Genomic DNA, 12,998 nt, shown 5'->3' with positions numbered 1-12,998 from the left:
ATGGTCGGACATTTGTGTCGATCATGGGAGCACAAAAATGGACTGTCAAGTCCAATAATCCTGGTGAACGGGTCACCCAGCAGTCGGGGCGGAGGTCCGCCACTGCTCGATCGTGACGTCGAGCGCGGCGCGCAGATGAGCCGACTCCCCGGTCGAGAGCATGATCGACACGCCGCCCTGGATGCCGGCCAGTAGCGCGGCGGCGGTCTGTTCGACGTCGACCGCGCCGATCAGGCCTTGGTCTCGCAACGCCTCGATTCCCGCGGCCAGGCTCTGCTGCCACTGTCGCATCAGTTCGACGACGATCCCGCGTGCCCCCGGATTCGTCCGCCCGACCTGCGAGAACAATGCCCCGAGCGGACACTGGTCACCCTGCTCCTCGTATCGACGCACCACCGCGTCACGCCACCGATACCAGGCATCCCATGAGTCCAGGCAACTCAGGTGGGGCTGCTGGTCATCGAGCACTCGGTCGGCTTCGTACTGTGCGACCGCCAGCAGCAACTGGTCCTTCCCGTCCGGGAAGTAATGGAAAAGTTGACTCTTGCTGGTGGCGGTTCGGGCCATCACATCGTCGAGGGTTGCGCGGACGACCCCCTTCTCGCGCAACACCCCCGCGGCTCCCTCGACGATACGTGCCCGCGTTGCCAGCCCCTTCGGCGTCAACGCAGCACGCACCGCACACCTCCTCAGTGGACTAGAGGGTCCATTGTACGGGTGAAATCCTTCGCCGCGGCATCACATGTGCCGTTGCGCCTGCTCGGCGGCCAGGGCGGCGAGTTCGGTTCGGGAGGAGACCCCCAATTTGGTGAACAAGCGGTTCAGATGTGCCTCTATTGTCTTCTCACTCAAATAGAGCTCGTTGGAGATCTGGCGGTTGGTCATGCCGAGCACGACACGGCTGATGATCTCGATTTGGCGTTCCGTGAGCCCGCTGAAGCCGACGGCGGTCGCGCGGGATCGACGACGCCGGCCCGAAGTCTGGCGTTCGCCTACCCGGTGCAGCGCCAGACGCGCTCGTTCGGCCAGCTGCTCGGCACCGCGGCTCTCGAATGTCGACAGCGCACTGGCGAATTCGTGTCTGGCTGCCGTCTCCACGCCCAAGTCTGCGAGCGCATGACCGAGCACCAGCCGCGCCCGAGCGGCCTCCACCACGGTTCCGCTGATTCGGTACTCGGCGACGGATTGCTCGGCGCTGCGCACAGCGGCGTCGGCATCCTTCCGCGCGAGCAGGACACGGGCGCGCGCGTACTGGGCGTCGCCGATGCGCATGTGCATCATCGGCGCGGCGGCGGCGATGGCCTCGATTCGCCGAGCCAACGTCTCCGCGGCGTCGATTCGCCCGAGTGCCAGTTCCGCGTCGACGAGGGGCCGAAAGAAATGCGGCATGGACGTCATGTCGAGCATGGTGAGGTAGTCGCCGGCGTAACCACCGAGTTGGACGATCTGCTGACGGCCACGCTGATAGTGGCCCGCCTCGATCAGCACGCCGCCGTACACGACAGGAGCGAGCCACGAACTCATCCCGGTGGGCGCTTGGGCGCCTACTCGAACACTGTCGGCAGCGGCGGTGAGCGCCTGACTGGTACGCCCCAACAGCGACAGCGCCCACGCACGCGTCGCCTCGGTCATCGCGACCATCGGCGGATTATCCAGCAGCAGCGCCGTTTCGACGGCGTCCTCGGCCGCGGCGAGTGCTTGCTCGAGTCGGCCTTGCACCAGCAGAGAGACGGCTTTCAGATGCGCCAACTCGACCAGATGCCGGCCATGCCCGCTCGTACGGCACAGCAGGATTCCCCGATCCGCGTGCTCGACCGCGTCCTCCCACCGCTCGAGATTCGTCTCGGCCATCGCCACGTCGGTCAGTCCGTCGAGCAGCGCGGGCGCGACATCACGGTCGTCGAGCGAATCGAGCGTTTTCACGGCCTCATCGAGATCGAACTGCCCACGCAGCAGCATGTCACCGGACTGGCTGATACCCACGAAGGCCGCGGCCGCGGTCGCCAGGAAGTACAACCGCGGATCATCGAGCGCGCGGGCGGATTGCCGGATCTCCGACGCGACCGACACCGCACTGGCCCAGTCCAACACCATCACATGGTTTTTGATGAGCTCCAGCTCTAGCGCGGCTGCCTCCACGGTGTCGGGGGGAGTGAGCGCCAGCGAGCTCGTCAGGAGGCGCCGGCCCTCCGCCGCGTTGCCGAGACCCTGTTCGGTCACGGCGAGCATCGCCATCATCCGGGCACGGTCCTCGGGCGCCGCGGGCGAAACCAGCGTCAATGCGTCTCCGAGCACCTCCCTGCTCTCCCGGAGGCGGCCGGAGGCACGGAGCGCTTCGGCCAGCGCCAACATCAGCGCCATCCGCTGCTCGGTCTGGGCACTGTCCGGCAGCAGACGCAATGCGGCCCGGAACCATCTGGCGGCGGCGACCGGGGCGCGCGGGGCGACGGCGGCCCCCGCGTCGGTCAGCACAGCGATGGCCGCGGCATCCCCCACGGTGCCGCAGTGCTCGAGATGATGCGCGCGCAGCGCCAGGGTGGAGCTACGGTCGGCGAGGGCTTCGGCGGCCCGTTGGTGCGCCTGCTTACGCCATCCGTATCCGATTCGCTCGTAGACCGCACGGCGGATCAAGGGATGCCGGAAGCCCAGTCGCCCCGGTACTCCGGACTCGTGGGCGAGCCCGGTCTCCATCAGCTCGTGCGTGGCACGGCCCACATCGACCTCGTCCAGGTCGGCGATCTCGGCGGCGAGATCGAGGTCGAAGGGTTCACCAACGACGGCCGCGGCTTGTAGCAGCGTACGCGCGCTCGCGGACAGCGCTCGGATCTCTTGCTCCAGAGCAGCCTGGATGATCGCGGGAACCCTGCTCGTCGAAGTGCCACCGGATTCCAGCGAGCCGGGCCCGTGGTCGCCATGCCTCCGAACGCGGGAAAGTTCCTGCAGGTAAAAAGGATTGCCGCCGCACTCACGATGCAGGTCGGCCAGTTCGGCCTCGTCACCGTGCCCGGTGAGCAGTTCGACGGTCTCGCGTAGCGACAACGGCCCAAGTTCCAACTGCGTCACGATATTCTCGTACGCGGCCCGGAACAGGGCGGTGGCATCCACCGATGGCAACTGTCCGGAGCGATGCGCCAACACGAGAGCGCACCGCTGCACCGGGTTTCGCAGCAGGTGGGCGATCACTTCGAACGAGGCATGGTCGGCCCAGTGCACGTCGTCGAGCACCAGGAGCAATGGCCGCCGCGCCGCCAACTTCCGCAGCGCTACCCGCACACTGCGGTGAAAGCGGTGCCGTTCCACGCGAACAGGTGGCGCCAGTCCTGCCGCATGTCGATGCGATGACGGCAGTACCCCGCCCAGCTCCGACAAGGTCTCGGCGTCGAGCGCGGTCCTCTCCATGCGAGACAACAGCCCGAGTGGTTCGTCCAGCGCGTCGATCAGGACGGCGTAAGGGACCTCGTGTTCGAGTTCCGTCCCGCGACCGTCGAGCACCTGAAAGCCTCTCGTGATCGCTTCCCGAGATGTCTCCTGCACCAATCGAGTCTTGCCGATACCCGGCTCCCCGGTCACCGCGACTACGGCGGTACCTCCCTGTTGTGCGACGTCCAGCGCATCGTTGAGTGTGCGCATTTCCTCGAGACGGCCTACGAGCGGCCGAATAAAACTACCTGGCGACCTCATGCCACATCCCAATACCGACAGCAGTATTCGCGAAGTGTCCCTGCGAATTTCGGATGAATTCTAACCCGGCCACCCGGCGGTGTCCTGCTCAGCGCAGCAGAACAGCTTGTGGTTCTGCGGAAGGAGGGAATTCACCGCTGCGGTTAGTGTCGCAAACGAATTGTCTACCGAAGTAGTCAATTCGGCACCACGTCGTGGCTGGGTTCGAAATACAGTGGCGCACAGATCAATTCGAATCGAACAGTTCGGCGATATCGGGTTCTCCGGTCAGCTCACCACCACTGCGTTCGACGCCGGGACTGCTCAACGAAACTTTCATTGCGCGAAAATTGCACACCGATTCGGCGTATCGGTGATCGCTCCGCAACATCGCGGCCGCGGCGGACGCCGGTCATAACAATGGGAGATAGCTGATCTGGACCATTTCCGTGTCACGGCTGCGAGAGACGAGGTGGCCGCGGCCGGGGGGGAGCTTCGAGGACCGCACACCGCCGAGAATGACGCCCTCGTCCTTCGGCGCACTCATCAAGAACGCGTCCACCGACATGTCCTTGAGTGGGCCGAGTACCGAGTCGTACAACGCGCGGCCCGCACCGCCCGCGCGACGGGCGATGATCACGTGCAGACCGATATCGCGAGCCTGCGGCAGAATTTCCAGCAGAGCCGTCAGCGGGTTCTGCGACGACACCATGTCATAGTCGTCGACCACGACATAGATTTCCGGCCCGGACCACCAGTTGCGCTCGCGCAGCTCCTGCGGGGTGATGCCGGGACCCGGAATCCGCTCCTCCAGATATTCGGCGACTTCCTTCAGCATGGGAACCGACGTCTGCGACGATGTCGCATACCCGGCGAGGTGGTCGCCCTCGACGACGCCGAGCATCGTGCGCCGGTAGTCGATGAGTATCACCCGTGCCTGCTCCGGCGTGGTCCGCTCGACGATGCCCTCGACGATGGTGCGCAACACCGTCGTCTTGCCCGCCTCGACATCACCGAAGATCAGCAGATGCGGCTGGGCGTCGAAATCCAGCACGATCGGCTGCAATGCCGACTCCCCCAATCCGATCGCGACCCGAGTCGCTCCCAAATCCGCGCCATCGGCCTGCGCCTGCGCGATCACTCGAGCCCGGTCGACCCGCGCGGGCAGCATCCGCACCGCAGGAGCGCGACAGTCGCCATATAACACGGGCAACTGCTCCTTCGCCGCGGCCACACCGTCGGCGAGCGTCTCCGGCTCCAGTTGGGAATCCAGACGTGGCAGTGCAATCAGCATGTGCAGGCAGTCCGGTGTCAACCCGCGCCCCGGGTGCCCGACGGGCACGTGCACGGCGACGCGGCGGTCCATCTCCGAGTCCGACGGATCGCCGAGCCGCAGCTCCAGCCTGGTTCCGATCTGGTCCTTGACCACTGGACGGATCTCCACCCAGCGTGACGCGCCGAGTATCACGTGCACGCCGTAGGAAAGCCCCTGTGCGGCAATAGCGTTGACCAGGCCCTCCAGTGGCTCGAATTCCTCGCGGAATGCGGCCCACCCGTCGATCACCAGGAAGACATCGCCGAACAGGTCCGCCGACAACGGGTCGGCGGCGCGTTCGTCCGCATTCCGCTGCGTCAGCGCGGCTTTACGCCTGCGGAAGTCGGCCATGTTCTCGATGCCCAGCGTCAGGAATCGCTCCTCGCGCTGCCGCAGCAGTGTGGTCAATTCTGCGATGGTGCGGCGCACCCGATCGCCTTCCAGCCGACCCGCCGTCGAGCCGACGTGCGGCAACCCGTTGAGCGCGGCGAGCGAGCCGCCGCCCAGGTCGATGCAGTAGAACTGCACCTGATCAGGGGTGTGTGTAGCGGCCGCGGACATGACGATCGTGCGTAGTGCGGTCGACTTGCCCGCCTGCGGGCCACCCACGACGGCGACGTTGCCCTGAGCGCCGGACAGGTCGACGGTCAGCACGTCGCGCTTCTGCTCGTACGGCTTGTCGATGACGCCGATCGGCAGCCACAGTTGTCCGTGCCGGTTCGCGGGCGATTGCCAGTACGGGTCGGGCAGCAGCATGTCTACCGAGGGCGAGACGTCCAGAGGTGGCAGCCACACTTCGTGCGCGGGCCGGCCATGTCCGGTCAGCCGCTCCACCACCACCTGCAGCAGCGTCTTCTCCGGACCACCCGGCGGCTCGCCCGACAGCATCGCCGCCAGCTCGTCGAGGTCGGGCAGCTCCCCCGTTGCGGGTTCCGGCTGGTCGGGGATCTTCACGGGCGATGCCGTGAAGATCTCCACAGGTTGCGCGCCGACCACTGTTCCGTCCACCGAGCGCCGCGCGCCGCGGGGCGGGACGTACGGGCCCGAGACGTAGGTGGTGTTGAACCGCAGCGGGTCGTCGGCGTCACTCTTGAGGTAGGCAGAGCCCGGCACGCTGGGCAGGTGATACGCGTCGGTGATGCCGAGCACCTGGCGGGACTCGCCCGCCGAGAACGTCCGCAACCCGATCCGGTAACTCAGGTGGCTGTCCAGTCCGCGCAACCGGTTCTCCTCCAACCGCTGCGATGCCAACAGCAGGTGTACCCGCAGCGACCGGCCGAGCCGCCCGATCATCACGAACAGTTCGGCGAAATCCGGTTTCTGCGCGAGTAGTTCGGTGAACTCGTCGACCACGACGAACAGCGCGGGCAACGGGTCGAGCTGAGCACCGCCGACGCGCGCCTTCTCGTACTCGGTGACATTGGCGAAATTGCCCGCGGCGCGCAGCAGTTCCTGGCGGCGGTTCATCTCTCCCGACAGCGCGTCGCGCATGCGGTCGACCATGGCCAGCTCTTCCTCGAGGTTGGTGATGACCGCCGCCACATGCGGCAGCGGGTCCAGACCGAGAAAGGTCGCGCCACCCTTGAAGTCCACCAGGACCAGGTTCAGCAGGTCCGGCGAATGGGTGGTCACCAGCGACAGCACCAGCGTGCGCAGAAACTCCGACTTGCCCGACCCGGTGGCGCCGATGCACAACCCATGGGGCCCCATGCCGTTCTCGGCCGACTCCTTGATGTCGATCTCGACCGGTGTGCCATCCGGCGACACGCCGATCGGGACCCGCAGGCGTTCCCGCGCGCTGCGCGGGCGCCACACCGCCTGCGGGTCGATCTCGGCAGCGTCGTTGATCTTCAACAGCGCCATCAGGCCAGGATCGGTGCGGACATCGTCGCCGAGATCGACGATTTGGGCTGCGGTGGCAACGCGGAAGCGGGCGACCGCGCGGCCGAACGTCTCGGCCTCGGTGCGACTCACCACATCCGCTGTGGCGAACTTCTCCACGCCCCCGGCGGATTTGGCCGCCACCATACCGTCGTCAGTAGCCACGAGTTGCAGTCCGCGCCGCACCGCGAGCCCCGCCTGCGGGGCCGTCACATCGATGATGGTGACCGAATCCAGTCCCGCGTCGCTGATGATCCGCTCGGTGCCGTTGACGTATCCGTCATCGATCACCACCACGACGTGAACTCGCCCGGCGGTGGGCTGAGCGTTGCGCATGAACCGGCCGCGTTCCAGGAGTTCCTCCGAGAGCGCGGTCTCCAACTCCGACAGTGAGTCGAACATCATGCGCGCCGAGCCCATTCCGTCGCGCAGCGCGGGATGCTGGAGTTGTGGTAGCCATTTCGCCCACGCCCAGTCCGGTCCGTCCGGGTCGGCGCAGACGACGGCCAGCGCCAAGTGGTCGGGTCCGTGAAAGGTGCACAGCTGTAAAATCATGGACCGCAGCAGCTTTCGTGACTGGACACGGTCGCCTTCGATGTTGATCGCGGGGAAGGCGCGCAACGACAGGGCTGTCGGCAGCCCGTGCACCACCGAGTGGGTGCGCACGAACCGTCGCAACGCCACCGTCGACACCGGCTCCAGGTCCTCCACCGGTCCGGTCTCCGGACGGGCCAGTTTGGAAGCGAGGCGGTGGCTACCGACGCCGATGCGAACATGTCCGAAATCGGGATCGTTGGGCCTGCGTTCCCACATTCGCCGCGTGCCGACCAACGAGTACAGGTCCGTCGGATGCGGATGCGACCACTCCAGCGCCTCGCTCTGCACCAGCGCGGTCTTGCGGACGTCCTTGCGCAGCTGGTCGAGGTAACGGAAGTAGTCCTTGCGGTCTTCGTTCAGTTCGGCCGCGCTCTTGTTCGCCCCTTTTCCGAACGCGCCGCCGAAAAACATGCCGCCCATCGACATCAGCATCATCACCGGGAACATCATGGTGAGCGGGTTGCTCAGCAATGACCGCGTGCCCGAGGTGATCATCAGTGCGATCATGCCGACGACCGCGACGATCAGCACCACCGGCATCAACTTCATCAGTAATCCCCCGGGCACCGGGCGAGGTAGCTCCGGTGGCGGATTGAGGATGACCTCGGCGCCAGGTACGCGGGGCGGGGCGATCCGGGTCAGGCGCACAAAGCCTTCGGTACTCACTGTGGTCCTCTCGGCTTCGGTAGTCAGTAGTCGACGTGCTCGGAGAACTTGCGCCGGCGGGCATCACGCCGGTAGGGAATCGACACGGCGTAGCCGACGCCGAGCGCGCCGAGGCAGGCGAGCGTGCCGGCGGTCGCGATCCGAGTGGGCCACGGGTCTTCCCGAGCGGGCGGCGGCGGGGCCGCGACAGGTTTCGGGACAGTCGCACCGATCTCCACCGGTCGTGTGGGCAACTGTGCGGTGAGTGCCGCGACCGGGTCGATCATGCCCGCGCCGATGATGTCGTCACGGCCGGCGCCGGGTGCGTGCGCGGTGCGGATGATCCGGTCCATCACCTGCCGCGCGGATAACGCCGGGAACCGGGACCGAACCAGCGCCACGACACCGGAGACGTAGGCACTGGAGAAACTGGTGCCGTCGATGGGATGCAGTTCGCCCCGCTCCCCTGGCGTCGCGTTGACCACACCGACTGCGCCGGGCCCACTGTCCAGCGAGATGATGCCGCGGCCGGGGGCTGCGACGGAAACCCATGGGCCGTGGATGGAGAACGGCGACCCCGCGCCGTCTGGGTCCACCGAGGCCACCGACAATACGTACTGACTGAACCACGCCGGAGTCGCTACGGTGCGCACCGCGCGCCAGCCGACGCCGTCGTTCTGCGCCTTGCAAGGTCCGTTCTGCTGGAGGTTGCCCGCAGCGGCCACCACGACCACATCGCGGTCGTGGGCGAATTTCACCGCCGCGCCCAGTGCCCCGTCATCGATGGGTTCGCCCACTACGGCACAGGCGACTTCGGAGATATTGATCACCGTCGCGCCCAATTCCACCGCTCGGATGACGGCGAACGCGAGCGTCAGCACATGACCGTAGCCGCTGCCCGCCAGATCGCCCTGCTGCTGACGCCGGTGGAAGTCCTTGGCCTCGAACGCCAGACTCAGCTGCCGGATGGCGAGCACCGCCGCGTCCGGCGCGACCCCGGAAAAGCCGTCGCCGGGACTCGGCCGCGCCGCGATCAACCCTGCCACCAATGTGCCGTGACCGTCGCAGTCCACCGACCCGTCGGAATCGGACACGTAGTCCCCGCCGGGAATCAGGATCGGCAGGCGCGGATGGGGATTCACCCCGGTGTCGATCACCGCCACCGTCTGGCCGTATCCGCGACTGAACTGCCAGGCCGCGGGGAGGTCGAGTTGCCGCTGCGCGAGTGGCGCGGTGCGCGGCGGCGGGCCGGTGAGCACGGGACGATGGCACACCGACTTCTGTTCGGTCTCCTCCGAGGGCCGCGGCGGGAGGTTCGGCGGGGGCAGCAGGCCCGGATCGACGACCGGCGGCCCGATCGTGCGCGCCGGAACGGCCGCGGCCGGCACGAAGGCGGATCCGAGCACGAGCGCCAAGGCGGCGACCAGCGACGCGAGCGCGCGCAGCCGTCGACCGGCCGCGGCGGCACTGGACACCGCACGCGCGAAACGGCGTGGCTCGCCAGACGACAAGGCGGTCATATGTTTCGTGCGGCGGAGTAGAGGTCCATGGTCCACACGACGAGCGGGATCATGGCGATGATCAGTGCGTATTCGAGAAGTTCCCCGGCCCGGCGGGTGACCGGCGAGATATCGGTGGCAGGACCCGCGACACCGATGAACACCGCCGCGGCGGCTAGGACGAGCGAGGCGGCCGCCGCGGGAATCAGCGCGCTGGGACTTCCGAGTCCCAATCCCGCGGCGAGCGCGATCAGCGTGAGGCTGCCACCGCCGATGAGCGTGCCCGCCTGAGTGATGTCGGCGTAGAACCGCCCGCGCAGACACAGCACCAGTCCGGCGACGACGGCCAGCACGACGCCCTGCCACGGTCGGGAGCCGAGTGGGTCGGCCGCCACCACCGCCCCGGCGACCGCGGCGAGGGTCGCGCCGATGATCATGCCGGATTGGAATTGGTTCGCCACGCGAGCGCGTTCGGCCAAACCAGCTGCCGACGGCAGCGCGGTCGCGCCGATCGCGCCGATGCCCTCGATGGTCGGGCGCGGTTCATGATCGGCCGGATCGATCGCGCCGCCCGCCGTGGGCACCGGTGGTACCGGCAGTTTCGCGGCAGAACCCGCCAACTGCGCCGACGGCGTGATGAACGTGACCGCCGCGACCAGCACGCCCGCGGCCACCTTCGTGGCGTCCAGGTCGAAGGCCATGATCAGGCCGGCGGCTACCCCGCCGAAAACAACCGCCGTCGCCACCGCGGCGAACAGCGTGGCGCCGACGCCGGTCATCCGATAGGCCGCGGCGGCGACCACCAGCGTGACCGCACACGCCAATAGGGCGTGCGGACTCCCGAGACGGCCGGGAACGAGCAGCGCGACGCCCGGGCCGAGCAGCACCAGCGCACACAACGACAGCCCGGTGGCGACAGCGGTCAAGGCGTAGCGGCGTGCGGTGATGACCGCGGCCGTGCATGCGGCGGTCCCGCCGGCCAGCGCGACCGCGCCTGCCCCCAGCGGAAAGCTCGACAGCACCAGCAACACCAACGCCTGCACCGACGCGACCAGCGCGACAACAAGTCCCGCCCACCGTGCCGCACTGGCGTTCCAACCGCCGAACGCGCTTTCGGTAAGCCTAGCCACCGCGTCGATGACGTCGTCGAACAGCGCCGGCACTTCCTTCGTCCGGACCGACCGCAACACCAGCAACTCACCATCGAACACCTCGGCTTCGGTGAGGGTCGAATCCGGCGGGATCGGTTCGTGCCCCAGCCTCGCCAAGGTCCAGTGCCGCGACACCACCGGGGCGCCTTCTTCCGGCTCCGACAGGTCGGGATTGCGCGATTCGATCAGCGCGGCCACCTCGCCGATGAATACTCCAACCGGAACCGAGGTCGGCAGTCCCATATCGAGCTGGGTGTTGCCGCCGATCACGCTGACGCGGCACACCTCGGTTTCATCAGCGCCTGGCCCATTCAGGACAGAATCCATCGCTTCTCCGGTTCGTCGGGACTGTCGAGGGGGATGAGGAGCATGCAGTCGAATCAAGCTCCCGGGACCGAGTCATAGGCCATCAGAGCTTGCGGCCGGGCGAGGGTCGGGCCGGGGACCAGTTGACCGATGATCTGCCACGGAGCGGGTTTCGGTCGGTCGCCCAACCCTAGGATTTCGGCGGTGGCCAGGTCGGGAATGCCGTATCGGATGCCGGTGTCGGCGATGTAGTACAGCGAGCCGAGGCGCACACTGCCCGGCTCGATCCCGCCGACCTGTACGAACTCTCCCGAACTCGGCCGGATGTAGGCGGCGTCGATATGGTCGGCATCCAGGCCGGAGCCGACCGACACCGCGGGCTTGGCGGATCCCGGCAGCGGCCAGTCGCGACCGACGAGCAACGTCAGGGTGGCGGCGTGATCAGCGTCGGGCTGCACCCAGGACGCGCACGTCACCGGGAGCGGGTCGGCAGCGACGATGCGCGGCCTGGTGGTCGGGAACTTGTCGATCGGCAGCGTGCTCACCACTGGCACGCCGCGCAGCGTGTCCGGCGGGACGGCGGCGATGTCGCTGGTGCCCAGCGAATCCGCGTTGCGGATGACCTCCGCGGCGAACGGCGAGATCCGCTGGATTCCCGCGGGAACCACGACATACAGCTCGGTCGCGCTGACACCGGCGACCTTGAGCACGCTGCCGACCTTGGTGCCCGGCACCTTGCCCGGCGCACCGACCTCCGGGATCGCGGGCGGCGCCAGCGCCGGGATCGCGACAGCGGCGTTCAGCAACCCGGCACCGATCGGGCGCGCCTCGATGTCCTGCACCTGCAAGGAACGGACAATCGCGTCGTTGCCCAGGTCGATCTCGGCGCGTTTGCCGTCGTACAGCAGGTAGGTTTTGTCGCCGGCCGACACCAGCAGCGCCTCGTCGGCAGCCAGCGGGCGGATCGGATCGCCCAGCTCAGGGTCTCCCGCCATCACGAGCCGCTGAACTCCGGCGATGACGGTGGTCGATTCGCACAGGCTCCACGCCGACCTGTTCCCCGCCACCGCGGGCCCCGGCAACGCGCTCGGTGCGCCGGGGATGCCGAGCATCGGCCCGCGCGGCAGCGACGACAGCTTGGACTCCTTCACCGAGGTCGGCTTCTCCGCCGACCCGGTGATCAACCGCGCCGACGCCAAGTTCAGCGCCGGATGCAGTGCGTCGTCCCGTACGACGAACAGCGCGCCGCTGTCTTTACCGACAATGATCTTCGCGTCGCGGACCGCGCCCTGCGGTTTGAGCAATCCCAGAATCGCGCAGCCCGCCACAGCCAGTGTCGCCAACACCGCGCCGACAACCATGGACCGGAACTGGGCGCGCATGGGGTCGTGCAGCATTCGCACATCGCGACGCACCAATGCGTGCTGAATGCGTTTCAACAGAAAGCGATAGCCGTTGACCTGGGCTCGGGTGGTCAACTGAGCTGGCACGGAAACCTCCTCTCCCGGTGCCGCGCGACCGCACGCGGTGCGTAACGGCACACCGGTGGGCCGATGGGTGCTGAAATCCGCCGCACCCAGGCGAACGCCCCATCCCGGTCCTGGGATGGGGCTTCGCACGACGAGCGGTCAGGCCTCGAACAGCGCCGCGACCTTCTTGTCGGCGCCCTGAATCATGGTGTTGGCCTCCATCACCTTGATGGTGCCCTGCTTCAGGGTGTCCTGGATCGCCTGCAGCTGACTCATCATTCGGTTGACTTTTTCGGAGAACGACTCGAAACCGTCACCGATCCAGGTCTCCCGCAGCCGTTCCCGATTAGAGGTCGTGGCGTGCTCGTGACCGGTGATCTCGTCGTAGTACTTGTCCAGAAATGTGACGAGCTGGTGGATGTCGCTGTCGTTATATCTGGTGAATTCCTCGCCTGGCATTGTTGTCCTCGGTTTC

Annotated in this window: 7 protein-coding genes; all 7 read right to left on the bottom strand. The window is 67.2% G+C overall.

Translation table 11 applies throughout. The annotated features are described in order from the left end of the window. Window positions 1-72: 72 nt before the first annotated feature. Window positions 73-678 (bottom strand): TetR/AcrR family transcriptional regulator, encoded by a 606-nt coding sequence (locus AB0C34_RS02035; protein ID WP_357066532.1) that lies wholly within the window; start codon window positions 676-678, stop codon window positions 73-75. Between the two features lie 60 nt (window positions 679-738). Next, the gene (locus AB0C34_RS02030; RefSeq protein ID WP_357066530.1) at window positions 739-3,681 is read right to left on the bottom strand and encodes an AAA family ATPase; all 2,943 of its coding nucleotides are present in this window, start codon (window positions 3,679-3,681) and stop codon (window positions 739-741) included. A 391-nt stretch (window positions 3,682-4,072) separates the two neighbouring features. Continuing rightward, the gene (gene eccCa / locus AB0C34_RS02025) at window positions 4,073-8,119 is read right to left on the bottom strand and encodes a type VII secretion protein EccCa (protein ID WP_357066528.1); all 4,047 of its coding nucleotides are present in this window, start codon (window positions 8,117-8,119) and stop codon (window positions 4,073-4,075) included. A gap of 23 nt (window positions 8,120-8,142) precedes the next feature. Beyond that, on the bottom strand, window positions 8,143-9,618 hold the full coding sequence (gene mycP / locus AB0C34_RS02020) for a type VII secretion-associated serine protease mycosin (protein WP_357066526.1): 1,476 nt from the start codon (window positions 9,616-9,618) through the stop codon (window positions 8,143-8,145). Next, window positions 9,615-11,075: a type VII secretion integral membrane protein EccD gene (gene eccD / locus AB0C34_RS02015; RefSeq protein ID WP_357066524.1), complete on the bottom strand. Its 1,461-nt coding sequence runs from the start codon at window positions 11,073-11,075 to the stop codon at window positions 9,615-9,617. The genes mycP and eccD overlap by 4 nt, the downstream gene beginning before the upstream one ends. A gap of 53 nt (window positions 11,076-11,128) precedes the next feature. Then, window positions 11,129-12,544, bottom strand: coding sequence for a type VII secretion protein EccB (gene eccB, locus AB0C34_RS02010; protein WP_357066522.1), 1,416 nt, complete (start codon window positions 12,542-12,544; stop codon window positions 11,129-11,131). A 138-nt stretch (window positions 12,545-12,682) separates the two neighbouring features. Beyond that, entirely contained in the window at window positions 12,683-12,982 is a 300-nt protein-coding gene (locus AB0C34_RS02005) for a hypothetical protein (protein WP_357066520.1), read from the bottom strand. Between the last annotated feature and the right edge of the window lie 16 nt (window positions 12,983-12,998).

Source organism: Nocardia sp. NPDC049220 (assembly GCF_040647855.1).
Classification (GTDB): Bacteria; Actinomycetota; Actinomycetes; order Mycobacteriales; family Mycobacteriaceae; genus Nocardia.
The sequence above is the reverse complement of the archived record's forward strand: the minus strand, read 5'-3'. Positions and strand labels throughout refer to the sequence as shown.